This window comes from Pseudomonas folii, from assembly GCF_014357575.1.
Classification (GTDB): Bacteria; Pseudomonadota; Gammaproteobacteria; order Pseudomonadales; family Pseudomonadaceae; genus Aquipseudomonas; species Aquipseudomonas folii.
In genome coordinates, this window is sequence record NZ_JACONW010000028.1 from 21,195 (window position 1) to 46,928 (window position 25,734).

At 59.8% G+C, this 25,734-nt stretch carries 20 protein-coding genes and 1 pseudogene; 6 read left to right on the forward strand and 15 right to left on the reverse strand.

What is annotated here, in order from left to right:
• The first annotated feature begins 153 nt into the window (after positions 1-153).
• The 3 genes from gltB to hemE all read left to right on the forward strand — a co-directional run bounded on the left by gltB (position 154) and on the right by hemE (position 7,749).
• Positions 154-4,602 carry a glutamate synthase large subunit gene (gene gltB / locus H8S59_RS08550; RefSeq protein WP_187521126.1) on the forward strand — a complete coding sequence of 1,483 codons (4,449 nt, stop codon included), beginning with the start codon at positions 154-156 and terminating at the stop codon, positions 4,600-4,602.
• A 121-nt stretch (positions 4,603-4,723) separates the two neighbouring features.
• Positions 4,724-6,142: an FAD-dependent oxidoreductase gene (locus tag H8S59_RS08555; protein WP_095092482.1), complete on the forward strand. Its 1,419-nt coding sequence runs from the start codon at positions 4,724-4,726 to the stop codon at positions 6,140-6,142.
• A gap of 542 nt (positions 6,143-6,684) precedes the next feature.
• Positions 6,685-7,749: a uroporphyrinogen decarboxylase gene (hemE, locus tag H8S59_RS08560; protein WP_095092481.1), complete on the forward strand. Its 1,065-nt coding sequence runs from the start codon at positions 6,685-6,687 to the stop codon at positions 7,747-7,749.
• Between the two features lie 91 nt (positions 7,750-7,840).
• Here the strand turns inward: hemE and H8S59_RS08565 are convergent, their stop codons facing one another.
• On the reverse strand, positions 7,841-9,067 hold the full coding sequence (locus H8S59_RS08565) for an MFS transporter (protein WP_425504564.1): 1,227 nt from the start codon (positions 9,065-9,067) through the stop codon (positions 7,841-7,843).
• 165 nt (positions 9,068-9,232) lie between these two features.
• On the opposite strand from H8S59_RS08565, the gene H8S59_RS08570 reads away from it, so the two are divergent.
• From H8S59_RS08570 to H8S59_RS27255, 3 genes and pseudogenes are all read left to right on the forward strand, one after another.
• Complete coding sequence (locus H8S59_RS08570) at positions 9,233-10,129, forward strand: LysR family transcriptional regulator (RefSeq protein WP_095092479.1); 897 nt, start codon at positions 9,233-9,235, stop codon at positions 10,127-10,129.
• 80 nt (positions 10,130-10,209) lie between these two features.
• A pseudogene (locus H8S59_RS27250) lies at positions 10,210-10,971 on the forward strand (MCP four helix bundle domain-containing protein); the annotation flags it as partial.
• Positions 10,972-11,043: 72 nt separating this feature from the next.
• The gene (locus H8S59_RS27255) at positions 11,044-11,832 is read left to right on the forward strand and encodes a methyl-accepting chemotaxis protein (protein WP_425504565.1); all 789 of its coding nucleotides are present in this window, start codon (positions 11,044-11,046) and stop codon (positions 11,830-11,832) included.
• Positions 11,833-11,949: 117 nt separating this feature from the next.
• Here H8S59_RS27255 and H8S59_RS08580 read toward each other — a convergent pair whose 3' ends face one another.
• The 14 genes from H8S59_RS08580 to H8S59_RS08645 form a co-directional block, all read right to left on the reverse strand.
• Positions 11,950-12,396 carry a hypothetical protein gene (locus H8S59_RS08580; RefSeq protein ID WP_027901972.1) on the reverse strand — a complete coding sequence of 149 codons (447 nt, stop codon included), beginning with the start codon at positions 12,394-12,396 and terminating at the stop codon, positions 11,950-11,952.
• A gap of 31 nt (positions 12,397-12,427) precedes the next feature.
• Positions 12,428-13,654 (reverse strand): beta-ketoacyl-ACP synthase, encoded by a 1,227-nt coding sequence (locus tag H8S59_RS08585; protein ID WP_095092476.1) that lies wholly within the window; start codon positions 13,652-13,654, stop codon positions 12,428-12,430.
• Complete coding sequence (gene fabG, locus H8S59_RS08590; RefSeq protein WP_187521118.1) at positions 13,654-14,382, reverse strand: 3-oxoacyl-ACP reductase FabG; 729 nt, start codon at positions 14,380-14,382, stop codon at positions 13,654-13,656. Before fabG ends, H8S59_RS08585 begins: the two co-directional genes overlap by 1 nt.
• Positions 14,379-14,834 (reverse strand): hotdog family protein, encoded by a 456-nt coding sequence (locus tag H8S59_RS08595; RefSeq protein ID WP_095092474.1) that lies wholly within the window; start codon positions 14,832-14,834, stop codon positions 14,379-14,381. The genes fabG and H8S59_RS08595 overlap by 4 nt, the downstream gene beginning before the upstream one ends.
• Complete coding sequence (locus H8S59_RS08600) at positions 14,831-16,027, reverse strand: beta-ketoacyl-[acyl-carrier-protein] synthase family protein (protein ID WP_187521119.1); 1,197 nt, start codon at positions 16,025-16,027, stop codon at positions 14,831-14,833. Before H8S59_RS08600 ends, H8S59_RS08595 begins: the two co-directional genes overlap by 4 nt.
• Positions 16,024-16,521 (reverse strand): DUF3261 domain-containing protein, encoded by a 498-nt coding sequence (locus tag H8S59_RS08605; RefSeq protein WP_187521120.1) that lies wholly within the window; start codon positions 16,519-16,521, stop codon positions 16,024-16,026. The genes H8S59_RS08600 and H8S59_RS08605 overlap by 4 nt, the downstream gene beginning before the upstream one ends.
• Complete coding sequence (locus tag H8S59_RS08610; protein WP_187521121.1) at positions 16,518-17,252, reverse strand: class I SAM-dependent methyltransferase; 735 nt, start codon at positions 17,250-17,252, stop codon at positions 16,518-16,520. Before H8S59_RS08610 ends, H8S59_RS08605 begins: the two co-directional genes overlap by 4 nt.
• A complete protein-coding gene (locus tag H8S59_RS08615; protein ID WP_187521122.1) occupies positions 17,249-18,493 on the reverse strand; it encodes an NAD(P)/FAD-dependent oxidoreductase in 1,245 nt (414 codons plus the stop codon). Before H8S59_RS08615 ends, H8S59_RS08610 begins: the two co-directional genes overlap by 4 nt.
• Positions 18,480-19,652: a cation:proton antiporter gene (locus H8S59_RS08620; RefSeq protein WP_187521123.1), complete on the reverse strand. Its 1,173-nt coding sequence runs from the start codon at positions 19,650-19,652 to the stop codon at positions 18,480-18,482. The genes H8S59_RS08615 and H8S59_RS08620 overlap by 14 nt, the downstream gene beginning before the upstream one ends.
• Positions 19,649-21,985 carry an MMPL family transporter gene (locus H8S59_RS08625; protein ID WP_187521127.1) on the reverse strand — a complete coding sequence of 779 codons (2,337 nt, stop codon included), beginning with the start codon at positions 21,983-21,985 and terminating at the stop codon, positions 19,649-19,651. Before H8S59_RS08625 ends, H8S59_RS08620 begins: the two co-directional genes overlap by 4 nt.
• On the reverse strand, positions 21,975-22,589 hold the full coding sequence (locus H8S59_RS08630) for an outer membrane lipoprotein carrier protein LolA (RefSeq protein ID WP_095092467.1): 615 nt from the start codon (positions 22,587-22,589) through the stop codon (positions 21,975-21,977). The genes H8S59_RS08625 and H8S59_RS08630 overlap by 11 nt, the downstream gene beginning before the upstream one ends.
• Before the next feature lie 116 nt (positions 22,590-22,705).
• Complete coding sequence (locus H8S59_RS08635) at positions 22,706-23,131, reverse strand: acyl-CoA thioesterase (protein WP_122707474.1); 426 nt, start codon at positions 23,129-23,131, stop codon at positions 22,706-22,708.
• Entirely contained in the window at positions 23,121-24,668 is a 1,548-nt protein-coding gene (locus tag H8S59_RS08640; RefSeq protein WP_187521124.1) for an HAL/PAL/TAL family ammonia-lyase, read from the reverse strand. The genes H8S59_RS08635 and H8S59_RS08640 overlap by 11 nt, the downstream gene beginning before the upstream one ends.
• Complete coding sequence (locus tag H8S59_RS08645; RefSeq protein ID WP_425504566.1) at positions 24,649-25,587, reverse strand: lysophospholipid acyltransferase family protein; 939 nt, start codon at positions 25,585-25,587, stop codon at positions 24,649-24,651. The genes H8S59_RS08640 and H8S59_RS08645 overlap by 20 nt, the downstream gene beginning before the upstream one ends.
• Positions 25,588-25,734: the final 147 nt, after the last annotated feature.

The following is a 25,734-nucleotide window of genomic DNA, read 5'->3' on the forward strand; positions in this document are numbered from 1 at the left end:
TGTTCGTCGTTAAATTTGTGAGGCTTTGTGTCGCTGTGTACAATGACCTCCCTTTTGCTCCCGCTAAGCTGGCGTACGTTCAGCGCGAGAGGTAACTGGTTGAATTGAAAAGAAATTTGTCTCTTTTAGAGGCAGCCTGGTGAGAAAGTGTCTATGAAAGCAGGTCTGTACCATCCAGATGAATTCAAGGATAACTGTGGTTTCGGCCTGATTGCCCACATGCAGGGCGAGCCCAGTCATCACCTGTTGCAGACGGCTATCCAAGCCCTGACCTGCATGACCCACCGTGGTGGGATCAACGCCGACGGCAAGACCGGTGACGGTTGCGGGCTGTTGATTCAAAAACCGGACGCGTTCCTGCGCGCCATTGCCAAAGAACACTTTGGCAATGAGCTGCCGCGTCAATATGCCGTGGGCATGGTGTTCCTCAATCAGGACGACGCCAAAGCCGATGCCGCCCGCGAGAACATGAATCGCGAGATTCTCGCTGCTGGCCTGACCCTCGTTGGTTGGCGCCAGGTGCCGATTGACACCAGCGTGCTGGGTCGTCTGGCTCTGGAGCGTCTGCCGAAAATCGAGCAGGTGTTCATCGGTGGTGAAGGCTTGAGCGATCAGGAGTTCGCAATCAAGCTGTTCAGCGCCCGTCGCCGTTCTTCGGTCGCCAACGCTGAAGACACCGATCACTACATCTGCAGTTTTTCTCACAAGACCATCATCTACAAAGGTCTGATGATGCCGCGCGACCTGACGGCATTTTTCCCTGACCTGAGCGATGAGCGCCTGCAAACCGCGATCTGCGTGTTCCACCAGCGCTTCTCGACCAACACCCTGCCGAAATGGCCGTTGGCGCAGCCGTTCCGCTTCCTCGCCCACAACGGCGAGATCAACACCATTACCGGTAACCGCAACTGGGCGCAGGCCCGTCGCACCAAGTTCGCCAACGAACTGATTCCGGATCTGGACGAGCTGGGCCCGCTGGTCAACCGTGTAGGTTCCGACTCCTCGAGCATGGACAACATGCTGGAGCTGATGGTCACCGGCGGCATCGACCTGTTCCGTGGCGTGCGCATGATCATTCCGCCTGCGTGGCAGAACGTTGAAACCATGGACCCCGATCTGCGGGCGTTCTATGAATACAACTCCATGCACATGGAGCCGTGGGATGGCCCCGCTGGCGTCGTAATGACCGAAGGTCGCCACGCGGTGTGCCTGCTTGACCGTAACGGTCTGCGTCCGGCTCGCTGGGTCACCACCAAGAATGGCTACATCACCCTGGCGTCGGAAATCGGCGTGTGGGACTACAAGCCGGAAGACGTGATCGCCAAGGGCCGTGTCGGTCCGGGTCAGATCTTTGCCGTGGACACCGAAACCGGTCAGATCCTCGACACCGACGCCATCGACAACCGCTTGAAGTCGCGTCATCCGTACAAGCAATGGCTGCGCAAGAACGCTTTGCGTATCCAGGCGACCATCGAAGACAACGACCATGGTTCGGCTTTCTATAATGCCGACCAGCTCAAGCAATACATGAAGATGTATCAGGTCACCTTCGAAGAGCGCGATCAGGTATTGCGTCCGCTTGGTGAGCAAGGCCAGGAAGCGGTTGGCTCCATGGGTGACGACACGCCGATGGCGATCCTGTCGCAGCGCGTGCGCTCGCCTTATGACTACTTCCGTCAGCAGTTCGCGCAGGTCACCAACCCGCCGATTGACCCGCTGCGTGAAGCCATCGTCATGTCGCTGGAAATCTGCCTCGGTGCCGAGCGCAACATTTTCCAGGAGTCGCCTGAGCACGCTTCCCGCGTGATCCTCAGCTCGCCGGTCATTTCTCCGGCCAAGTGGCGCTCGCTGATGACTCTGGAGCGTCCAGGCTTCGAGCGGCAGATCATCGACCTGAACTACGACGAGAGCATCGGCCTGGAAGCGGCCGTGCGTAATATCGCCGATCAGGCTGAAGAAGCTGTGCGTGCCGGTCGTACCCAGATCGTCCTGACTGACCGCCATATTGCGCCGGGCAAACTGCCGGCTCACGCCTCTCTGGCAGTAGGCGCGGTGCACCACCGCCTGACTGAAAAGGGCCTGCGTTGCGACAGCAACATCCTGGTTGAAACCGCGACAGCCCGCGATCCGCATCACTTTGCCGTATTGATCGGCTTCGGTGCTTCGGCGGTCTATCCGTTCCTGGCTTACGAAGTGCTGGGCGACCTGATCCGCACCGGTGAAGTGCTGGGCGACCTCTATGAGGTGTTCAAGAACTACCGCAAAGGCATCACCAAAGGCCTGCTCAAGATTCTGTCGAAGATGGGCATTTCGACCATTGCTTCGTACCGTGGCGCGCAATTGTTCGAAGCTATCGGCTTGTCCGAAGCGGTCTGCGAGCTGAGCTTCCGTGGCGTCCCGAGCCGCATCAAAGGTGCGCGTTTCGTCGATATCGAAGCCGAGCAGAAGTTGCTCTCGAACGAAGCCTGGAGCCCGCGCAAGCCTATCCAGCAAGGTGGCCTGCTCAAGTTCGTGTTCGGTGGCGAATACCACGCCTACAACCCGGACGTGGTCAGCATGCTGCAAGCCGCTGTGCAACAGGGCGACTACGCCAAGTTCAAGGAATACACCTCGCTGGTGGACAAGCGTCCCGTGTCGATGATTCGCGACCTGTTCCAGGTCAAGACCCTCGACACGCCGATGTCCATCGACGAAGTCGAGCCGCTGGCGGAAATCCTCAAGCGCTTTGACTCGGCGGGCATCTCGCTGGGCGCACTGTCTCCTGAAGCTCACGAAGCGCTGGCTGAAGCCATGAACCGCTTGGGCGCACGCTCCAACTCCGGTGAGGGCGGCGAAGACCCTGCGCGCTACGGCACCATCCGCAGTTCGAAAATCAAACAGATCGCTACTGGCCGTTTTGGTGTGACCCCTGAGTATCTGGTCAACGCCGATGTGTTACAGATCAAGGTCGCTCAAGGCGCCAAGCCGGGCGAGGGCGGGCAACTGCCGGGCGGTAAAGTGAACGGTCTGATCGCCAAGCTGCGTTATGCAGTGCCGGGCGTGACCCTGATTTCACCGCCTCCGCACCACGACATCTATTCCATCGAAGACTTGTCGCAGCTGATTTTCGACCTCAAGCAGGTCAATCCGGATGCACTGGTTTCGGTGAAACTGGTTGCTGAAGCAGGCGTGGGTACGATTGCCGCTGGTGTTGCCAAGGCTTACGCCGACCTGATCACTATTTCCGGCTATGACGGCGGGACCGGTGCTTCGCCGCTGTCGTCGATCAAATACGCGGGCGCTCCGTGGGAACTCGGCCTGGCCGAAACCCACCAGACCCTGCGTGGCAACGACTTGCGCGGCAAGGTTCGGGTACAGACCGACGGTGGTCTGAAAACCGGTCTGGACGTTATCAAGGCTGCAATTCTCGGCGCTGAAAGCTTCGGTTTCGGTACTGCGCCGATGATCGCGCTGGGCTGCAAATACCTGCGTATCTGCCACCTGAACAACTGCGCTACCGGCGTTGCAACCCAGAACGAGAAGCTGCGTAAAGACCACTACATCGGCACCGTCGATATGGTGATCAACTTCTTCACCTACGTAGCTGAAGAAACCCGCGAGTGGCTGGCCAAACTGGGCGTCCGTTCGCTGGAAGAGCTGATCGGCCGTACTGATCTGCTGGACATCCTGCCGGGCGAAACCGCCAAGCAGCAGCACCTGGACCTGACGCCGTTGCTGGGCAGCGACCATATTCCGGCTGACAAACCTCAGTTCAGTCTTGTGGATCGCAACCCTCCGTTCGACAAAGGCTTGCTGGCCGAGCGCATGGTTGAAATGGCCAAGCCGGCTATTCAAAGCCTGAGTGGCGGTGAGTACGAACTGGACATCTGCAACTGCGACCGCTCCATCGGCGCACGGATTTCCGGCGAAATCGCCAAGCTGCATGGCAACCAGGGCATGAACAAGGCTCCGATCACCTTCCGCTTCAAAGGGACGGCCGGTCAGAGCTTCGGTGTGTGGAACGCCGGTGGCCTGAACATGTACCTGGAAGGCGATGCCAACGACTACGTCGGTAAAGGCATGACCGCTGGCAAGCTGGTGATCGTTCCGCCAAAAGGCAGCCCGTTCAAAACCCAGGAAAGCGCCATCATCGGCAACACCTGCCTGTACGGCGCAACCGGCGGCAAGCTGTTCGCAGCCGGTACGGCGGGCGAGCGTTTCGCAGTGCGTAACTCCGGGGCCCACACCATCGTGGAAGGCACCGGCGACCACTGCTGCGAATACATGACCGGCGGCTTCGTCTGCGTATTGGGCAAGACCGGCTATAACTTCGGTTCCGGCATGACCGGTGGTTTCGCCTACGTACTCGACCTGGATAACAGCTTCGTTGACCGGGTCAACCATGAGCTGGTTGAGATTCAGCGCATCAGCGGCGAGTCGATGGAAGCTTATCGCAGCCATCTGGAGCGTGTCCTGGCCGAGTACGTCGAGGAAACCGACAGCGAGTGGGGCCGTAACGTCTGGGAAAACCTGGACGATTACCTGCGCCGCTTCTGGATGGTCAAGCCGAAGGCTGCTTCGCTGAAGTCGTTGCTCTCCAGCACCCGCGCGAATCCGCAGTAACTGCAGCTTTAAGCGGCAAGCTTCAAGCCGCAAGTTAACAGCAGTGCGTGATTTGCCTGCGAATATGATTCTGGCAGCTTCAGGTTTGTCGCCTGAAGCTGCCATGTAGAGGTTCAAGAGAATGGCCGAACGTCTAAGTAACGACTTCCAGTTCATCGATGTCGGGCGTAAAGATCCGAAGAAGAAGCTGCTGCGTCAGCGCAAGAAAGAGTTCGTGGAAATCTACGAACCTTTCAAACCCCAACAGTCGGCCGATCAGGCCCACCGTTGCCTGGGTTGCGGTAACCCGTACTGCGAGTGGAAATGCCCGGTACACAACTTCATTCCCAACTGGCTGAAGCTGGTTGCGGAAGGCAACATCCTGGCCGCCGCCGAACTGTCCCACCAGACCAACACCTTGCCGGAAGTCTGCGGCCGTGTGTGCCCACAGGATCGTCTGTGTGAGGGTGCCTGCACCCTGAACGACGGTTTTGGCGCTGTGACCATCGGCTCGGTCGAGAAGTACATCACTGATACCGCGTTCGCCATGGGCTGGCGTCCGGACATGTCCAAGGTTGTGCCCACCGGCAAGCGCGTGGCAATTGTTGGTGCCGGCCCTGCCGGTCTGGGCTGTGCCGACGTGCTGGTGCGTGGCGGCGTGACCCCGGTGGTGTTCGACAAGAACCCTGAAATCGGCGGTCTGCTGACCTTTGGCATCCCCGAGTTCAAGCTGGAAAAGACTGTCCTGAGCCACCGTCGTGAAGTGTTCTCCGGCATGGGTATAGAGTTCCGCCTCAATACCGAAGTCGGCAAGGACGTGACCATGGAGCAGTTGCTCGAAGAATACGATGCGGTGTTCATGGGCATGGGCACCTACACCTACATGAAAGGCGGCTTTGCCGGTGAAGACTTGCCGGGCGTGCATGATGCGCTGGACTTCCTGATCGCCAACGTCAATCGCAACCTGGGCTTTGAAAAGTCGCCAGAAGATTTCGTCGACATGAAGGGCAAGAAGATTGTGGTGCTTGGCGGTGGTGACACGGCCATGGACTGCAACCGTACTTCGATCCGCCAAGGCGCCAAGTCGGTGACCTGCGCTTATCGGCGTGACGAAGAAAACATGCCGGGTTCGCGCAAGGAAGTGAAGAACGCCAAGGAAGAAGGCGTGAAATTCCTCTACAACCGTCAGCCGATCGCCATCGTGGGCGAAGACAAGGTTGAAGGTGTGAAGGTCGTCGAGACCCGTCTCGGCGAACCGGATGCCCGTGGTCGTCGCAGCCCTGAGCCGATTCCTGGTTCGGAAGAGATCATCCCGGCTGATGCTGTGGTGATCGCTTTCGGCTTCCGTCCAAGCCCGGCGCCGTGGTTCGAGCAATTCGCCATCCAGACCGACAGCCAGGGCCGCGTCATCGCCCCGGAACAGGCGCAGTACAAACACCAGACCAGCAACCCGAAAATCTTCGCCGGTGGCGATATGGTGCGCGGTTCTGACCTGGTGGTGACTGCAATCTTCGAAGGCCGTAATGCGGCTGAAGGGATTCTGGACTACCTGGGCGTCTGATCGCAGGTTCGGTGATTATCCGTCGGACCGGCCTTAGCCGTGAGGGCGTCATTTGCAACAACACCTATCCAGGGTGTGGCTGCTGCTCGCGGCTAAAGCCGCTCCTGCGGCGGGGTGGTCATCTGTAGGAGTGAGCTTGCTCGCGATGAAGACGACACAGTCCGCCTGATGGGCCGCATGATTCGCGGGCAAGCCTCGCTGTCACAGGGGTGTGGCGTGCCGTCGTGGGACTGGCTTTAGCCGGGAATAGATCCTCGTGTTTGAAGAAATCATGCCCTCGCACAAATCCAAACATTGAGTTTGACGCGTCGCCTCTGTAGGACCTGCCGAAGGTTGCGAGAACGCTGTATCAGACCGACTGCATTCGTCGCCGTCGCAACCTCGGAGCGTTCCTGTCAGGGGCAATTAATCAAATGATTTGCGCTGTTTGATGAACTGCACCCCCGCGACAAATCGACCCGATAGATAAAAGGCACGGCTCTGGCCGTGCCTTTTGCGTCTGCGTCTGAGAAAATGCCCGCACTTTTTTTGCGGATGCCGACATGACTGCCCTGAAGAACGACCGTTTCCTTCGTGCCCTGCTCAAGCAACCCGTGGACATTACCCCTGTCTGGATGATGCGCCAGGCCGGGCGCTATCTGCCGGAATACCGCGCCAGTCGGGCCAAAGCCGGGGACTTCATGAGCTTGTGCATGAACCCGGAATTCGCCTGCGAAGTCACGTTGCAACCGCTCGAGCGTTATCCGCTGGACGCTGCAATTCTATTCTCCGACATCCTGACCATTCCGGATGCCATGGGGTTGGGCCTGTACTTTGAAACCGGCGAAGGCCCGCGCTTCAAGAAAACCGTCAACACAATGGCCGATATCGAGGCCTTGCCGATCCCTGATCCGCAAAAAGACCTCGGTTATGTGATGGACGCCGTCAGCACTATTCGTCGCGAACTGAATGGCCGTGTGCCGCTGATTGGTTTCTCCGGCAGCCCATGGACCCTCGCCACCTATATGGTCGAAGGCGGTTCGTCGAAGGACCATCGCAAGTCGAAAGCCATGCTTTACGAAAACCCGCAGGCCATGCACTTGCTGCTGGACAAGCTGGCGGACTCGGTCATTGCTTACCTCAACGGCCAGATCCTGGCAGGCGCGCAGGCGGTGCAAGTGTTCGACAGCTGGGGCGGTAGCCTTTCCGATGCCGCCTACCAGGAGTTCTCGCTGGCGTACATGCGCAAGATCGTCAACGGTCTGATTCGCGAGCACGACGGGCGCAAGGTCCCGGTCATCCTGTTCACCAAAGGCGGCGGTCTGTGGCTGGAAAGCATGGCTGACACCGGCGCTGACGCACTGGGTCTGGACTGGACCACCAACATCGGCGACGCCCGTCGTCGCGTGGGTGACAAGGTCGCACTGCAAGGCAACATGGACCCGTCAGTGTTGTACGCCAGCCCGCAAGCCATTCGCGCCGAAGTGGCGCGCATCCTCGCCAGCTATGGCAGCGGCAATGGCCACGTCTTCAACCTCGGCCACGGCATCACGCCTGAAGTTGACCCTGCACATGCCGGTGCTTTCATTGAAGCGGTGCATGAGTTGTCGGCGCAGTATCACGGTTAATGCAATGACCCTGTAGGTGCTGCCGAACGCTGCGAAGGTGTATTCCTGACACACCGCTTTCGCAGCCTTTGGCAGCTCCTACAGGGAGCGCTTATATTTGTGTCTTTACCTGCAACGGCGGTAACTTCGCCAACCTCAGCGCCACCGCCAGTGCAATCAACAGCAGCACGCCAATAAACAACCCGATGCCGTGCCACCCGCCGTAATGCCAGCACACGCCGCCCGCCGTTCCGGCGACGCTTGAGCCTGCGTAGTAACTGAACAGATAAAGTGACGACGCCTGGCCTTTGGCTTTGAGTGCTCGTCGGCCTATCCAGCTACTGGCCACTGAGTGGGCACCGAAGAAGCCGAAGGTGAACATCAGCACGCCAATGACTACCAGCGCCAATGGCTCAAACATCGTCAGGGCCATGCCTGCCAACATCAACACGATGACCGCCCACAGCACTTGGCGTCGGCCGAGTTTGTCCGCCAGCGAACCAATCTTCGCCGAGCTGTAGATGCCCGACAGATAGACCACCGAAAACAACCCCACCACCGCCTGACTCAAGTGATAGGGCTCGGCCAGCAGGCGATAGCCAATGTAGTTGAACAGGGTCACGAAGCTGCCCATCAGCAGGAACGCTTCGAGGAACAGCAATGGCAGGCCCGCATCGCGAAACTGCATGACGAACCCATCAATCAGGCTGCGCGGCTGCAGTGACCGTGCGCGGAAGTTGCGCGACTCCGGGAGGATTTTCCAGAACACTGCCGCCGCTATGAGTGCCAGGACACCCACCACCATCAACGCAACATGCCAGCTGACGTAGTCGATCAATACGCCAGTGATGACCCGGCCGCTCATGCCGCCAATCGCGTTGCCGCCAATGTACAAACCCATGGCCAGACCAATGTGGTTCGGATGAATCTCTTCGCTGAGATAGGTCATCGCCACCGCCGCCAGCCCGCTCAGGGACAGGCCCACGAACGCTCGAGTGATCAGCACGCCTTCCCAGCTCGGCATCAATGCACTGGCGAGGGTGAAGATCGCCGCGCAAAACAGCGCCAGTACCATCACCGGCTTGCGCCCGAGGCGGTCGGAGATCGGCCCGGTAATCAGCAAACCGATCGCCAGCATGCCGGTCGACACAGAAAGAATCAGGCTGCTCTGCGCCGCATTGATCGAGAACTCTCTGGAGAGCACCGGCATCATCGGCTGCACGCAATACAGCAGCGCAAACGTCGCGAAACCGCCCGCGAACAGCGCCAGCACCGTGCGCATGAACAGCGGCGTGTCTTTCTCGATATAAACGTCGCCCAAGGGGATGGCCGCTTCAATCGTTGTCGACTGGGTTTGAGGAGCGCAAGGGCTGACGGCAGTGTTCACGGTGGACCTCAAAGAGCGTCTGGCGGGCAATGAGAAAAAAGAATATAGCTCGCTAATCATTCTTTCCAATATATTGTTCGACCTGTTTGATAGGTAAAACGACTTAATGGAAGGTCCATGGAATTACGTCATCTGCGCTACTTCATTGCTGTTGCCGAAGAGCTGCACTTTGGTCGCGCTGCGCAAGTTCTGGGCATTTCCCAGCCACCGCTGAGTCAGCAGATTCAGGCGCTGGAGCAGGAACTGGGCACGCGTCTGTTTGATCGCACCAATCGCCGCGTGGAGTTAAGTGAGGCGGGGCGACTGTTCCTCGACGAAGCGCGCCTGGTGCTGGCGCAGGTCGACAAGGCCGCCGACGTCGCGCGCCGTGCGCAATTGGGAGAACTGGGGGAGTTGAAGATCGGCTTCACCACGTCGGCACCGTTCACATCGAGTATCCCCCAGGCGATCTTCGCGTTTCGGCAACGCTTCCCTGCCGTGCACCTGGCCTTGCAGGAAATGAACAGCATGGAAGTGGCCGCGCAACTGGAAGATCAATCCATTCAGGTCGGCATCATGCGGCCTCTGGCGTTGCCGGAATCACTGGTTGTGGTCGAACTGCTGCGCGAGCCGTTAGTGGCGATCATCAATGCCGGTCATCCGTTGGCGCAGGGCAGCGAGCAGGGCCTGCACTTGTCGGAACTGGCAAACGAGCCGTTCGTGTTCTTCCCGCGCACCTATGGCAGCGGCTTGTACGCGCAACTGATGGGACTGGCCAGAGCCGCTGGTTTCACGCCGTTAATCACCCAGGAAGCGGGTGAGGTCATGACCATCATCGGTCTGGTCGCCGCGGGCCTTGGCGTGACGGTGTTGCCCGCCTCTTATCGGCGCATGCGCATTGATGGCGTGGTTTATCGAACATTGCTTGACCCGGAGGCCACCAGCGCCGTCTGGCTGGTGCAGCGCAAGGATCAGCAATCACCTATGGCCAGGGCTTTTGTCGAGCTGGTGACGCGCCGAACGGAGGACAAGTAGCCAATTAATCGAGGCCTTGAGGTCAAGTTCTGCTGGCCGAAGTCGAGACAATTTAAAGACCTTTCCAGTTTCGGTGATCTATGGCGCTTCGGCAGATACGTATTTCAACACGTGCATTTCTGAGTTTTGGCGTCATCAGCGTATTGATGCTTGGATTCGGTATCTTCTCCATGCACCAGATCACGCAGATGCGCGAGGCCGTTGTGCACACCGAGCAGGTGTCGCACGCCGGGACCCGATGGCTGGGCAGTATTCGTGATAACTCACTGGGCATTCGGGTTCTCACATTCCGGCTGATGATCAACCGCGATCCCGCCGTCCTTGGACCTTCCACCCAACGTCTGGTGTTTCTACGCGGCGAATTGAGCAAGGCGCTGGACGGCTATACCCCGATCGTACCCGAAGTCGCTCGCACATCCTTTTCGAAGATGCAAAACGTCGTGGCCCAATATCAACAGGCGCTGGATAGCTATCAGAAGCTTTCCGAGCAGGGCGATATTCCAGGGATGACCGCGCTGCTCAACGGCACCATCCAGGATCTGTCCAACCAGACCGGTGACTTGTTCAACGAACTGGTCAAGATCAACCTGGAGCAGGGCAGCCTCTACACCCAGCAGGCCGAGCAACGCTATGACACGGCCATGCAGACCACCGTGGGCGTGCTGGTGCTGGTATTTGCCCTGACCGTCGGGCTGGCCTGGTTGCTGACGCGCAGCATTGTGCAACCACTCAATGGCGCCATCGGTGCCGCCCGGCGTATTGCCCGTGGAGACCTGACCGGGACTATCGAGGTCGATGGCAAGGACGAGGCCGCCGATCTGCAGAAGTCTCTGGGTGACATGCAGCAAGCCTTGATGGATACCCTGCGTCTGATCGGTAACTCTTCCGACCAACTTGCTACTGCTGCCGAAGAAATGACTGCGATCACCACCCAGACTTCAGGGGATCTTCACAACCAGAACGACGAAATCCAGCAGGCTGCCACAGCGGTTAACGAAATGACGGTCGCTGTTGAGGAAGTGGCTCGCAATGCGGTCTCCACAGCGGATGCTTCCAGCGCATCGACGACCACCGCACAAATGGGTCGCCAGCGCGTCGACGGGACTATTCAGGCCATCGAGCGTATGGGGCAGCGTGTCGAGGACGCTTCTTCCCAGGTCCGTGAGCTGGCCGAGCATTCCCAAGATATCGGCAAAATTCTGGATGTGATTCGGGGCGTGGCCGAGCAGACCAATCTGCTGGCGCTCAACGCCGCGATTGAGGCTGCTCGCGCGGGAGAAGCTGGACGAGGTTTCGCTGTCGTTGCCGATGAAGTCCGCGCATTGGCGGGGCGTACTCAGACTTCGACTCAGGAAATCGAACAGATGGTCGCGGCTATTCGGGCCGGTACGGCGAAGGTCGTTGATACCATGCAGGCGACCAATGAGCAGGCGCTCACGACCCTGGACATGGCGAAACACGCCGGTGGTGCGCTGGACGAGATTGCCCAGGCGATCTCGCTGATCCACGAACGGAATCTGGTGATCGCCAGTGCCTCAGAGGAGCAGGCGCAGGTGGCGCGGGAAATCGACCGCAATCTGGTCAACATTCGCGACCTTTCTATCCAGACCTCGGAGGGCGCCGGGCAGATTGATTCGGCCAGCCAGTCTCTGTCGGGGCTGTCCCACGATCTGAAAACCATGGTTGGGCGTTTTCAGTTGTAATCTGGTCGGGTACCGATCCCCGGTAGGAGCGAACTTGTTCGCGAGCCGCTTTACGCGGTGTATCAGGCAAACTGCCTCGCCAACAAGTTGGCTCCTACCAATATCAGCAGCCTGGTATCAGTCCACTTTGCTCAAATCACCCTTCAACGCAACGCCAGCAATGATTGCACCGGCGTGGCATTCATAGTTCACAGGGTCTTTGCGTTCGATGCTTTTGTAGTAGCTGGCAATGTTGGTCACCGCATTGGCATTAGCGTTTTTCGCTGCGCTGTACATCTGCAGGATGGCCGATTGCAGGACCCACTCACACGCTTCGGTATCGGTCTTGTTGAAGGCGTTGGTTTTCTTGTTGGTCACGGCGCCCGGGCTGATCACGGTGACTTTACCTTTGGGCTGCACGCCCGCCAGATAGAACTTTACGCTGCCATCGATTTTGCCAGCGGCGGTCATGTCATTGATGACTTTCTGAAACGGCAGAAACAGCGCCGTGTCGCGGGCCTGGCTGACAGCGGGCAGAACGGACAACGCGACGGCGGCTGCAGCGATCCAGGTTTTCATGCGCATAACGATCTCTCCTTGAGATTAAGAAAAAGTGTCAGGACCAGCGGCGGAAAATCAACGACGTGTTGACTCCGCCAAAAGCGAAATTGTTGTTCATCACGTATTCGTGGCTCATCTGCCGGGGCTCGCCGCGCAGGTAGTCCAGGTCGCCGCACTGCGGATCGATCTCGTCCAGGTTCAGCGTATGGATGTAACGGTCGCGATTGAGCATCTCGATGCAGAACCACGACTCCAGCGCACCGCAGGCTCCCAGCGTGTGGCCGAGGAAGCTTTTCTGCGAACTGATCGGCATGCGTGAGCCAAACAGGCTGCTGGTGGCGAGGGTTTCGGCAATGTCGCCTTGTTCGGTCGCGGTACCGTGGCCGTTGACGTAGCCGATGGCTTCGGGGGGCAAGTTGGCGTCTTCCAGTGCCAGCTCCATGGCACGGCGCATGGTGGCCTGCTCCGGGCGGGTGCTGTGCGCGCCGTCGGCGTTGCTGCCAAAACCCACCAGCTCTGCGTGAATATGGGCGCCACGGGCCAGTGCGTGCTCCAGTTCTTCGAGCACCAGCATGCCGCCGCCTTCGCCGATCACCAGGCCATCGCGGCCGCTGTCGTACGGACGTGGGCTGGTGTGAGGCGCATCGTTTTTCAGGCTGGTGGCGTACAGCGCATCGAAGACCATGGCTTCGGTAGGGCACAATTCTTCCGCACCCCCGGCCAGCATCAGTGGCAGACGCCCGAATTTGATCGCTTCATAGGCGTAACCGATGCCCTGGCTGCCGCTGGTGCAGGCGCTGGACGTCGGGATCAGGCGACCGGTGAGCCCGAAGAAAATGCTGATATTGGCCGCCGTGGTGTGAGGCATCATCCGCACGTAGGAGTTTGCGTTAAGCCCCACCGCCACCGAATTGAGCAGCATGTTGCCGAAGGCTTTCACATCTTCGGTGCTGCCCGTGGATGAGCCGCACGCGGTGCCCATGCGTCCATCTCGAATGATCGGGTCGTTGAGCAGGCCCGCACCGATCAGGGCCTGTTCAGAGGCCCCTACCGCGAAGCGGGAGACACGGCCCATGCTGCGCAGTTGTTTACGGGTCCAGTGCGACGGTACGGTGAAATCATCGATAGGGCCTGCCAGCCGGGTATTCAGCTCGGTGAAGCGATCCCACTCGTCCATGCGCCGAATGCCGCTACGGTTGGCATTGAAGTTGGCTTCGATGCTTGCCCAGTCGCTGCCCAATGAAGTGATGCCGGCCATGCCGGTAACGACGACGCGCTTCATCAGCACAGGCCCCCGTTAACGGCGAGTACCTGGCGGGTGATGTACGCCGCTTCGGCGGACATCAGAAAATTCACCGCGCCAGCGACTTCTTCAGGGGTGCCCATGCGCTGCGCGGGGATCATCTTCATCAGTTCATCCACTGGGACATTTTCGTCGAGCATGGCGGTATCGATCAGGCCGGGTGCGACGCAGTTGACGGTGATCTTGCGCTTGCCCAGCTCGATGGCCAGTGCCTTGGCAGCTCCGATCACACCGGCTTTGGATGCGCTGTAATTGACCTGGCCGCGATTGCCGATCAGGCCCGATACCGAGGTGATGCACACGATGCGCCCGGCCGCACGGCGACGGATCATCGGCATCATTACCGGGTGCAGCACGTTGTAGAAGCCATCAAGGTTAGTTCTGAGCACTACGTCCCAATCGTCGTCGCTGAGCGCCGGGAAGGCGCCGTCGCGCGTCAGCCCGGCGTTGAGCACCACGCCGTAATAGGCACCATGGGTTTCCACGTCGGCTTCAAGAATGGCTTTGCAGGTCTCGCGGTCAGCCACGTCGAATTGCAGAATCCGCGCCTGACGGCCCATGGCGACAATTTCGGCCTGGACGGCTTCAGCTTCTGTGCGCCCATTGCGGCAATGCAGGATCAGGTCGAAACCTGCTTGCGCGAGACGCAGGGCAATCGCGCGGCCAATGCCACGGCTGGAGCCGGTGACCAGTATCGAGTCAGTCATGTGCGGGCTCCTTCGTTCAGGTATTGGTCGGGGTTGGGCGGGCAGTACACGCTAAGGCGGGCAAACGCTTCAATGGCCGGGCCGGTCAGGCGACATTCGAAGACACCCATGCCGTTATCGTCCTGCAACGTACGCAGCGCGTGGATGTTCAGTTCACTGCCCGCGGGAAACTGCTCCACGTTGCATTCGTACTTGCGGCTGCCCAGCAGGAAGCCCAGCGCCACGGGCTGCCCCTGAGTTCTTGCCTGGCAACCGGCATAGGCCGCGACACTCTGGGCCATCAGCTCGATACCCACCCAGGCGGGCATGTTGCCGTTGGTGTCATTGAGCAGGCCGTTCGGGGGCACGGTCAGGCGAGTTTGAATCTGTTCTTCGTCGAACGACAGCACCTCATCGATGAGGATCATGTCGCCGGCATGAGGCAGCAGTTCGGCGAGCGGCCAGTCAATCATTGGGCGTCTCCGATAATCAGGCTGATATTGTTGCCACCGAAGGCAAACGAGTTGCTCATCAGGTAGCGCTTGGGTGTTTGCGCCAGGCGAGTTTGTGCGTCAGTCCATTGCAGGGGCGGCAGCAGCGGATCGGCTTCACCATCCCAGGCGTGGGGGGGCAGGGCGTGGTCGGTGTTTTCCGGGGCCAGGCTCAGCCAGCAGAAAGCAGCTTCCAGTGCACCCGCTGCGCCTAGCGTATGGCCGGTCATGGGCTTGGTGGAAGAACACGGTACGCCGTCAGGGAAAATAGCGTTCACGGCCAGGCTTTCCATGGCGTCATTAAGTGGAGTAGCCGTGCCGTGCAGGTTCAGGTAACCGATCTGCGTGGCTGCAAGTCCGGCATTGTCCAGGGCTTGCTGCATGGCTTGGCGGGCACCGCAGCCGCTGGGCTGCGGCGCAGAAATATGGTGCGCGTCGCACGTTGCGCCCGCGCCCAGCAGTGCAATCGAATGGTCGCCGCTGGCTTCACGGGTCATCAGAAACAGCACCGCAGCTTCGCCGATATTGATCCCGTCACGATTGCGCGAAAACGGGTTGCAGCGCTGTTGCGAAACAGCTTCCAGCGCCGAAAAGCCGTTCAGGGTGAGTTTGCACAAGGTGTCGACCCCGCCGCACAACACCGCGTCGCACAGGCCCATGTCCAGAGCGCGTCGGGCACTGAGCAGCGCGCGGGCACTGGAGGTGCAGGCGGTAGAGATCACATAAGACGGGCCGCTCAGTTGCAGCCACTCCGAAATGAAGTTGGCTGCCGCGCCCAGCTCTTGCTGCTGGTAGTGATAGTCCGCGGGGAATTGCTGGCTGCTCAACCATGCGCCAATGCCACGCCCGGCTTCGTCGATGCCCGACGTGCTGGTGCCCAGGATCACCCCGATACGATGAGTGCCGTAACGCGTGATGGCCTCACGGATATCCGATTCGATCTGCAGGGCAGCCGCCAGCAACAGCTGATTGTTGCGGCTGTTGTGGGAAGCCAGAGCGGAGGGGATGTGTGGCAACTCTGTTTTGACTGCACCTACAGGCAAGATGCGCTCCGGCACCCAGCCGCCTTCTTCGACCATGCCTGATGTGTCAGCGGCGAACAGCCGACGCGCGACTTCTTCACGGCCACTGCCCAGCGAGCAAATCAGGCCCAGTGCGTTCAGGTAGGCGCTCATTGCACGGCCTCACTGTTCAGCGGGCTGACGCCGTAGTTGATTCTGCCGTCTTTGCCGGTGAGCACGACCAGCCTGAAGGTGTCTGCGCTGCTGTATTCCACGCCCCATCGTTCATCAACAATGCGTTGCGTGCCCCGGCGCTGCGCGGTGGGGTAGTTACGCCGCAGCTCGCTGTCCGGGGTGAGCGCGAACAGCAGGGCAGCGAACAGCTCCCGGGCTTCGGCATTGGGCGGCAACAAGCCGTCGGCTTGCCACTGGCCGTTGATCAACTGCTGACGTGCCAGCGGAATACCCAGCGGGTCCATCAGTGACCAGCGCAACCCGCTGGCTTCCTGTTGAATCACCAGCAGCCAGTCCTGGCGCTGATCAGCCTGCTGGCGCTGAATGTGCAATTGCATCGGCAACTGCAGCTCGGGAACCGAAACAGGCAACGGGGCTTTACTGGCACACGCCGCCAGCAACAGGACGCAGGCGGTGAACAATGCGCGAATCATGTTTGCTCACCCTCGCAAGGTTTACGCGCCACCACGTTGACCAGGGTTTCTTCGCGTTGGCCAAAAAGCGCTGGCTTGCGCAGTTTCAGAAGTTCCAGCAAACCGAAATCACTGGAGCGGCTCCACCAAAGATACGGGTAAGACACATTCTGTGCACCAAACTGAAAGCCCTGATCGCGGATCATTTGCAGATATTGCGCGGCACTCTTCTGCACATGCATAGGGTGGCGGAACAGCCAGCGGATGACCCAGGTGTCGATATAGGCTTCGGTGGATTCAGCGAACAATAAATAGCCGCCGGGCTTGAGCACTCGATAGAACTCGGCAAGGGCCTGTTCCTGTTCGACCAAGTGATGGAACGTCTGATGGCAGAACAGGATATCGACGCTGGCGTCGGCCAGTTTCAATGCGGCGCAGTCGCTGCCGATCAGCTCGACATCGATGCCTTGAAGCCGGGCTTCGGTGCGGCTCATGGTCAGGCTTTCCGGGTCGGCGTCCACACCCAGCAGGCGTGATGGCGCAAACACCTCGCACAGGCGCTTGAATGACTTGCCCTGACCGCAACCCGCATCGAGCAGTACCGGCTGGCTCGGCGGTTCGCTATCAAACAGGCTGCGCAGGTCGTTGATCGCCACTCGCAGCACGCGGTGTTGCCACGTGTGGCTGCGCAGGAACCACAAACCGAAACGGGTTTCTTCGACGTATTTGTCGCTCAGAAAAGGTCCGCTCATTGTGCTGTACTCGCGCAGATTTCAGACAGCATGCGCAGGCGGCGCTTGGGTTCAGAAACAAACGGGTTGCGCTGATCCCAGGCGTATCCAGCCAGAATCGCGCTGATCATGCGGCGGATATCCCGAGTGCTTTCCGGGTAGAAAATCACGTCCTGAAACGTGCCTTCGTACCAGCCCTCGACATAGGCGCGGAACGTGTCTACACCCCGCTTGAGCGGTATCGCGAACTCGGCCTGCCAGTCGACTGCTTCACCTTGCAACTGGCGATGCAGAACGCCCGCCGCCATGCTCGCCGAACGCATGGCAATGGTCACGCCGGAGGAGAACACCGGGTCGAGGAATTCAGCCGCATTGCCCAGTAGCGCAAAGCCCGGACCGTGCAGGGTTTTGACGTTGGCCGAGTAACCGCCGATGGTCCGCGCCGGAGTGTCCCACACGGCGTTTTTAAGCAGTTCTTTGAGGTGCGGAGTTTCACCCACGAACTCGCGCAAGCAGGCGTCGAGATCTTCGGGTTTGTCCTTGAAACGTTCGGACGCAGCGACGACACCCATGGAGCAGCGGCCGTTGCTGAACGGAATCGACCAGAACCACACGTCGCGCATTTCAGGGTGAATGCTGACGAGGATTTTTTCGCGGTCAAAGGATGCCGGGAAATGGTCTTCAATGTGGGTGAACACCGCCTGACGCACCGGGAAATTCGACGGTGCTTCCAGGTCCAGCAAACGGGGTAAAACGCGGCCGTAACCGCTGGCATCGAGCACGAACTGCGCCTGCACTTGATACTCGCTGCCGTCTTCGCGACGTACGTTCAGGACTGGCTGCGGGCTGTTGAAATCGCCCGCGATGATCTCTTGCTGATAGCGGATTTCCACGCCCTGTAATTCAGCCTGATCGGCCAACAGTTTGTCGAACTCACCGCGTTGTACCTGGAAGGTCGATGGCTGGCCTTCGCTGAAGGTGTCGCCGAAATCGAATGCGCTGTACTGATCGCGCCACGCAAAGGCAGCACCATTTTTCTTCTGAAAACCTGCGGCCTTTACGGCGTCGAGCATGCCGGCCTCTTCGACGAAGTCCAGGCAGTGGGACAGCAGGCTTTCACCAATGGAGAAACGCGGGAATTGCTGGCGCTCAATGATCAGCACGTCATGCCCGTTACGCTTGAGCAGGGCAGCGGCGATCGCACCGGCGGGACCTGCTCCAATCACGACGACTGTCCGGCTTTCCCTATCAGTTACTGACATACGACTTCCTTACTGGATCGACAGCGTTTACGGGTGGCTGCACCGGTGCGCGGCCCATGCCCAGCAAAGCTGGCATCAGGGTCGCGAGCAGGCTCATCAGCATCAGCGCGAAGTACAGCGCCGGGTTGATCAGTTGTTGTTGCAGCAGCATATTGAGAAAGACGATTTCGCTCAGGCCGCGAATATTCAGCAGCACGCTTTCACGCCAGCGGCTGGCACCGTCGAAGGACGGTGTTGCCCAGCTCAGGCCAAGCCAGTTGCCGAGCATCTTGCTGATAATCGGCAACAGAATCAGCGCACTGAGCTGTACCCAACCGAGGCTGCCCATGGCGCTGTGCACGTTGATCTGCACGATGCCGAAGGTCAGGATCAGCGGGATCGCGAGCCAGGTTTGCAGGTGCATGAACCATTCGCGCCTGATCGGCAGCACCCATGGCTGTTTGAGTCGGGCCATGCACAGCAGATAGCCGATGCCGAAAATCAGCGCGTTAAGTTTGTAGTGCTCGGCCACCATCAGCAGGGCAAAGAACGTGAGGCTGTAAACCAGCGGCTGGCGCAGTTGCAGAACCCGTAGCAGCAAAGGCACGCACGCGCCGAGCAGCGGCAGTAGAAGGCTGTTGATGTTCAGGCTGCCTTGGGCAATGCCGAACAGGCTCCAGCACATCAGGTCGATAAGGATCGCAGTCTGCACCAGACGGCGGGTCGCCTCTGGCGGATAGTCGATGTGGCGCAGATACAGATAGAGCACAGGGATCGCGGTAATCGCGAACACCAGACCCAGCGCCAGCGAGCTGATCCAAGGTTGCGCGGGCAAAAACCAGAGGGCGCATCCCAGCCCTGCGAGAAATGGCACAGCAAAACTCGGCAGTGCAACTTTCAGGCTTTGGCGATCCATCTTTACGTCGATAACATCGCTAAGAATATGCCCCAGAACCATGGCGAAACTCAGACCGTAAAGCGTCTTCAGCCAGACTGGCGCCACCAGTTGCGCGCCGCTCAACTGCCAGACCGGTTCAATCCAGAACAGCATGATCAGTGGCAGGGCGAAGGTTGCCAGCAATAACTGACTGACGATGGGGATCAAGCCGAAACGGCGTCCCAGATGTGTCACCACCGCAAACATCAGCAAGGCCATCACCCAGAACAGTAAGGTCATCATGGATGAGCCTCGCTTTCGGGTGCTGGCGTGGCGCGTCGACTGGCCGCCCACGGCGCGAGCATGAAGCTGAACGCCAGACCGAGGCTCACCGACAGGCCAAAATTGCTGATGGCGGGCGTGCTTGAAACCGCCAGCAAACCAAAAGACAACCAGGTGGTGACCGCGGCGAGCAAGGTACCCAGCAAACTCACGGCGGCACCACCAATCTGTTCGCGCATCAGGATTGCGTAATCAACGCTGATTGCGGTGACCAGCAGCAAGCCGAACAGGCTGAACAGTGTCAGCGGCTGGCCGAGCCAACCCAGGCTGGCAAGGCTGCATAGCGCGGCCAGCAACGGCAGGGCGACAATGCGCAGCGCACCGCCAAAGCCGAACGGCGCAATCAGCAACAGCACGATCAACACGCAGGACGCCAACTTCAATTCAGCGGCGCTGATCTGGGTCGCGGCAAAGACAGTGTTGAGTTGACCCAGACGATCCACCAGCCGCACGCCCGGCAAGTCCTGAGCCTGTAAGCGCAGCAGGGCGGCACTGTTCAATCCCTGAAGGCTGACCATACCGGCGACACCGTTTTTGCTCGCGCCCAGCCACAGCACACGCCAGGGTTCGCCGAGCGGTCCGGCCAGCGCCGCGTCGATATCGGTGATCGGTGACGCTTGCAGTTGAGTCAGTTCAGCTTGCAGGGCGCTGGCGGGAACACCGAGATCAATCAGTGTTTGCCAGTGCTCCGGCAGCGCGTTCAGGGCTTTGCGCACGGCATCCTGTTCGGAGGGCGACGCGACCAATTGATTCAACGCCAGATAGCCGTTCAACTCGTCCAGATTCACCAACTGATCGAGACGTTGCGTCAGTGCCGTCTGGCGCTCCAGCAATTCTTGCTGGTCTTTGCCTTCCACCAGAAAGAACTGGCTGGTGGGTTGGTAACCGGTAATTTTGGCAATCGCCTTGGCTTCTTCGGTCAGTTGCGGTGGCGCTGAGATCCACTGGCGGATGTCATTTCTGGTGGTCAGTTGCCAAAGACCGGCAGCGCAGAACAGCAGCAACAGCGCCAGCAGGATGGGCGTGCCGACCCGGCGCAGCAACGCTTCGCGCCAGCCCAGCAAACGTTCAGCCAGACGCAGCGGCCATTGAGCCGGTTTCAGCTCAGTGTTGTTAAGCAAGGCGGGCAGCAGGCAAACGGCGGTGAGATAAGCGCCGACTAGACCGGCAGCAGAGAACACTGCGATTTGCGTCAGCGCCGGGAAAGGTGTCCAGGCCAGCGCCAGATAGCCGATGCAGCTGGTTGCGAGGCTGAGGCTCAGGCCCGGCAAGGTCAGGCGTAAGGCAGGCCAGCTGCGCCAGGGTTTCAGGCTCCAGCTTTTGGACAGGTAATGCAGTGGGTAATCCACTGCCACGCCGATCAGGCTGGAACCCAGTACCAGGGTCATCACATGCATATGGCCGAAGAATGCGACGCAGGCGACGGCGCCAAACAGCATTCCTACCAGCACTGGCACGAACGCCAGCAACACGCGCCAGCGGCGGAAAGCCAGCAACAGCAACAACAGGATGCCCGCTGTCGCACCGCCGCCCACCCAGGTGATTTCCCGACTGGCCTGACGTTGGCCGTCGGCCGCGTACAGCAGGCCGCTGGCTGCCAGTAATTGACCGTTGGCCTGCGCGGCCTGTTGGCGGGCTGCGCTGAGCAAGTCGGCGACGCGCAGCGGCAAGTGCATGTCGAACGCATTGCCGTTGGTGCGGGCTCGCAGCAGTACCCAGCTTTTGCCGTCAGCATTGGCGATCAACGCACCGCTGCCGATGTCCGGTTGCACCGAGCCATGCTGCGGCATGCCGTTCTGGATGCGGCCGGTCAGACCCAGCCAGTCATCCTGGCTTGGCACGAGACTGAAGCCGCTGAACGGGTCGAACAGGCTCTGCACACATTGTTGAATGAAGGCCTGCGGGTTGTCGATCAGTTGCGTCCGGTCCGCCTTTGGCAGCATCGCCAGTCGACCTTGCAGCAACTGGGTGCGCAGCGCAGGCAGATCGGCCTGCAGGCTCCATTGGACCTTGTCGAACAAACCGCTGGCCTGCCACTGCTCGCCCAATTGCTTCGCCAGCGCGATGGCTTGTTGTTGGTCAGCGTGGCCGACCAGCACCAGCATTTCGCGGTTCAACGGTTCTTGCATGCGCTGTTCGGCGCGCAATTCCAGAGGATCAGGGCTACTGCCGGGGACCAGCTCCATCAGGTTGGCGGACAGCGGCGCACCGTCGCGCCATTGCCAACCCGCGAGGGCCAGCACCGCCAACAGGGTGATCAGGAACAGGCGCGGCAACAGGCGTTCAATTCGCAAAATCAGCACGCTCCGCATCGCTCAAGGCAGGCACACTCTGGCTATCGACCATCTTCAGCAACGTGCTGTCGCCCTGGGTTTCCAGCAGTTCGATGCGTTGCACCAGTTCGCCGCCGTCGATATTGATCTGCTTGAACACCTGTTGCAGCAACAGCGAGCGCGGGGTCAGCGTCAGTTGCCAGGATTTGGCATCGCCTTTGAGCTGCAATTCGAAGTCGCGCTCCAGGCCACTGCTGTCGCCCTGCAAAACGGCCAGGAACAGCCGGTTCTGTTCTGCCCCGGCACTCTTGTTCGGCAATAATTGCCAGCCGTTGGCGGCGTCACGACGGGCTATACCGGCCGGGCTGATGCGGTAGTCCTGTTTGAGCGGCGTGTTCAACAGCCACAACAGGCCGAACTCCTTGGCCAGTACAAAGCGGCCTTTGCTGATCAGTGGAGTTGGCAAGGCACGCAGGTGTTTTTCCTGGATGAAATTGCCGCGTACCACGACCGGTTTTGCCAGTTGATCGCTGAGTTGCTGCAGGTCAAAGGCCTGGGCCAGTGGGGACAGGCACAGCAGCGCCATAAGGCAAAACACACGACCTATGGTTGAAATGAGGTTCATGTGGGAGCGATGCTTGCCCGCGATAAGTGCACCGCAGATATCAGGTCTACCGCGTCCAGCCTTATCGCGGGCAAGCACCGCTCCCACAGGGCTGAGACCTGTTTCGATACAGAGATTCATGGCAACACCCTCTCAACCGCATCAGTGAAGGCTTTCGGCGAAGCCAGCTGCATTTCGCGGGTTTCGATGTGTACCGCCACTTGAATCGAGCTGGCGCGGGTCATGCGCTCGCCGGTTTCGGCGTCGGTGATCAGGTAATTAATCTTCAAGCGATTCTCCCACTCCACAAGACTGGCGCGCACGATCAGCCGCTGGCCGAACACTGCGCCACGCACGTAGCGCAGCTGGATGTCGATCACCGGCCAACCGTAACCGGATTCGAGCATGTGCGTGTAGTTGTGGCCGATGTGGTCCAGCAGCGCGCAGCGGGCGACTTCCAGATATTTGATGTAATGCCCGTGCCAGACGACGTTCATCGAATCGACGTCGAAAAAGGGCACCAGGACTTCGGTGTCCACATCAATTACGCCTTTACTGCGCATGCAACCTCCAATGGCGATCAGCAATGCGTTGCAGGCATAGACGCAGCTCGCCTTCCAGCGCACGGTCTTCGATCACGGGCGGGAAATCAACGGCCAGTTGCTCGTGCATGGCTGCCAACGCTGGGGGGAGTGGGCGTGCATCGGCGGCTTTGCTGCGCAGCCAGACACCCTGGTTCGCAGCGATCAGCGTGGCAGCGGCCACTTGCTCGGTCAGTTCCAGTACCCGAATGGCGTCCCGGGCAGCGATGGTGCCCATGCTGACCTTGTCCTGGTTGTGGCACTCGGTCGAGCGGGAGAACACGCTGGCCGGCATGGTGTTTTTCAGGGCTTCTGCAGTCCAGGCGCTGGTGCCGATCTGCACGGCCTTGAAGCCATGGTTGATCATCGCCCGATCCGCTGGCGCGCCAGACAGATTGCTCGGCAAGCCGTGGTTGTAACGCTCATCCACCAACAGCGCGAGCTGGCGATCCAGGAGGTCGGCAACGTTGGCGACGAGGTTTTTCAGGCTGTCCATGGCGAAGGCGATATGGCCGCCATAGAAGTGCCCGCCGTGCAGCACGCGTTCTGCCTCGGCGTCGATAATCGGGTTGTCGTTGGCGCTGTTCAGTTCGATTTCGATAAACGAACGCAGCCAGTTCAGGCTGTCAGCCAGTACGCCCAGCACATGCGGGGCGCAACGCAGCGAGTAACGATCCTGCAAACGATGCAGAGGTGCGGTCGGTGCGTCGATGGCCAGATCCTTGCGCAACCAGGCCGCGACTTGCATCTGGCCCGGATGAGGCTTGGCCGCGAAAAGGCGCTCGTCGAAATGCTCCGGGTTGCCTTGCAACGCGACTACGTTCATCGCAGTGATGCGGGTTGCCAGTTGCAGCAGGTAATCGGCGCGGGCAAAGGCCAGGCACGCCAGACCAGTCATCACCGCTGTACCGTTCATCAAGGCCAGGGCTTCCTTGGGGCGCAACACCAAGGGTTCCCAGCCCAGCTCACGATGCACGTCGCTGGACTGACGGCGTTCGCCGCGGAACATCACTTCACGCTCGCCGGACAAAGTCGCCGCGACGTAAGACAGCGGCGTCAGATCACCGCTGGCACCCACTGAGCCTTCTTCCGGGATCAGCGGCAATACGTCCTGCTCAAGAAACGCCTGCAGGCGCTCCAGCAGTTCCACGCGAACACCGGAAACCCCGTGGCACAGCGACTGCAAACGCGCAGCCAATACCGCGCGCGTGGCTTGGGCGTCGAGCAGTTTGCCGAGTCCACAACCGTGGAAGGTGTACAGATGACGCGGCAAGGCTTCCACGTGTTGCAGCGGCACGGCTACCACGCAGGAATCACCGTAACCGGTGGTCACGCCATAGATCACGCCTTCCTTGTCCAGCAAAGAATCAAGGAACTGCGCGCCTTTGGCGATGCGTTGACGGTAGGCGCTGTCGCTTTGCAGAGCGGTCGGCACTTGGCGATTGGCCAGGGCCAGCACGTCTTCGATCTGCAACGCACGCTCACCGAAGGTGACCGGCTCAGGAACTTGATTCGTCATCGGACTTCCAGAAAGGATAGAAATTGAACCACTGCTGCGGAGCTTGCAGGCAGTAGTGGCCGAGGCGATCGGCATAGCGCTGGGCGTGATCGGCAATCACTTGTTGCCGGTCGCTGCGTCGCCATTCGATGGCGTCGGCAAATGGCTCGAGGGTCACTTGATAACCGCTTGGGCGCTTGAGGCAGAAAATCAGATTGATCGGGCATTTCAATAATCCGGCCAGCAGCCACGGGCCCTGGGGGAACGCCGCTTTGGCGCCAAGGAAGTCGACCCTCGCGTTACGCCCGCCATGCAACGCCACGCGGTCACCGGCAATGGCCAGCCACTCACCGTCGTCCAGGCGCTGGCTCAGTTGCAGCATGACGGAAGGGTCCAGCTCGCTGACCTGAATCAGGCGCAGATTGGTCGCGCCTGCTTCGCCCAAAAGACGGTTGAAGCGTTCGGCGTGCTTGGTGTGGACCAGCACATTCATGGTGACTTTTTCGCCCAGCTCGGCGAGTGCGCGGCAGACTTCCAGATTGCCCAAGTGCGCACCCACCAGCATTTGGCCGCGTTCGCCACGCAACTGAGTGCGCAGCAGCGCCGGGTCAACAATCTCGATTTGCTCAAGACGCAGCTTGCCGTTCCAGACGTCGAGTTTATCCAGCAGCGAATCAGCAAAGGCCATGAACTGGCCGAATACCCGTTTGTGCGTAGGCATCAGCTCTGGTCTGGCGCTCCATTCGGACAAGCGTCGTTGATATTCCCAGGCACTCCTGCGCGCCTGACGGCCGAACAGAAAGAAATACAGCACGATGCCATGCAGCACCGGGCTCAGCACCCGACGGCCCAGGTGCCGCACGCCCCAGGCGGTGAGTTTCATCAGCAGGAAACTGCCACGCTCTTCGTGTTTGGCCCAGTGCTTATCGCTCATCGCCATACCTCCCGGTAGGAGCGAACTTGTTCGCGAGAGCGTCGGTACATACAACGCACAATCGGCGCCTGGCAGATGGTCCTCGCGAACAAGCTCGCTCTTATCGAAAAAAATACAACTGCCTGGTTTGGAATACTGTTCTGTAGGAGCGCG

Excerpts from the sequence above, each read along its gene's own strand:
- H8S59_RS08610 (WP_187521121.1), bottom strand. The coding sequence starts at position 17,252 with ATGAGCGGACCTTTTCTGAGCGACAAATACGTCGAAGAAACCCGTTTC.
- gltB (WP_187521126.1), top strand. The coding sequence starts at position 154 with ATGAAAGCAGGTCTGTACCATCCAGATGAATTCAAGGATAACTGTGGT.
- H8S59_RS08605 (WP_187521120.1), bottom strand. The coding sequence starts at position 16,521 with ATGATTCGCGCATTGTTCACCGCCTGCGTCCTGTTGCTGGCGGCGTGT.
- hemE (WP_095092481.1), top strand. The coding sequence starts at position 6,685 with ATGACTGCCCTGAAGAACGACCGTTTCCTTCGTGCCCTGCTCAAGCAA.
- H8S59_RS08640 (WP_187521124.1), bottom strand. The coding sequence starts at position 24,668 with ATGACGAATCAAGTTCCTGAGCCGGTCACCTTCGGTGAGCGTGCGTTG.
- H8S59_RS08585 (WP_095092476.1), bottom strand. The coding sequence starts at position 13,654 with ATGAAGCGCGTCGTCGTTACCGGCATGGCCGGCATCACTTCATTGGGC.
- H8S59_RS27255 (WP_425504565.1), top strand. The coding sequence starts at position 11,044 with ATGACTGCGATCACCACCCAGACTTCAGGGGATCTTCACAACCAGAAC.
- H8S59_RS08580 (WP_027901972.1), bottom strand. The coding sequence starts at position 12,396 with ATGCGCATGAAAACCTGGATCGCTGCAGCCGCCGTCGCGTTGTCCGTT.
- fabG (WP_187521118.1), bottom strand. The coding sequence starts at position 14,382 with ATGACTGACTCGATACTGGTCACCGGCTCCAGCCGTGGCATTGGCCGC.
- H8S59_RS08635 (WP_122707474.1), bottom strand. The coding sequence starts at position 23,131 with ATGCGCAGTAAAGGCGTAATTGATGTGGACACCGAAGTCCTGGTGCCC.
- H8S59_RS08630 (WP_095092467.1), bottom strand. The coding sequence starts at position 22,589 with ATGAACCTCATTTCAACCATAGGTCGTGTGTTTTGCCTTATGGCGCTG.
- H8S59_RS08595 (WP_095092474.1), bottom strand. The coding sequence starts at position 14,834 with ATGATTGACTGGCCGCTCGCCGAACTGCTGCCTCATGCCGGCGACATG.
- H8S59_RS08615 (WP_187521122.1), bottom strand. The coding sequence starts at position 18,493 with ATGTCAGTAACTGATAGGGAAAGCCGGACAGTCGTCGTGATTGGAGCA.
- H8S59_RS08645 (WP_425504566.1), bottom strand. The coding sequence starts at position 25,587 with ATGGCGATGAGCGATAAGCACTGGGCCAAACACGAAGAGCGTGGCAGT.
- H8S59_RS08620 (WP_187521123.1), bottom strand. The coding sequence starts at position 19,652 with ATGATGACCTTACTGTTCTGGGTGATGGCCTTGCTGATGTTTGCGGTG.
- H8S59_RS08600 (WP_187521119.1), bottom strand. The coding sequence starts at position 16,027 with ATGAGCGCCTACCTGAACGCACTGGGCCTGATTTGCTCGCTGGGCAGT.
- H8S59_RS08555 (WP_095092482.1), top strand. The coding sequence starts at position 4,724 with ATGGCCGAACGTCTAAGTAACGACTTCCAGTTCATCGATGTCGGGCGT.
- H8S59_RS08570 (WP_095092479.1), top strand. The coding sequence starts at position 9,233 with ATGGAATTACGTCATCTGCGCTACTTCATTGCTGTTGCCGAAGAGCTG.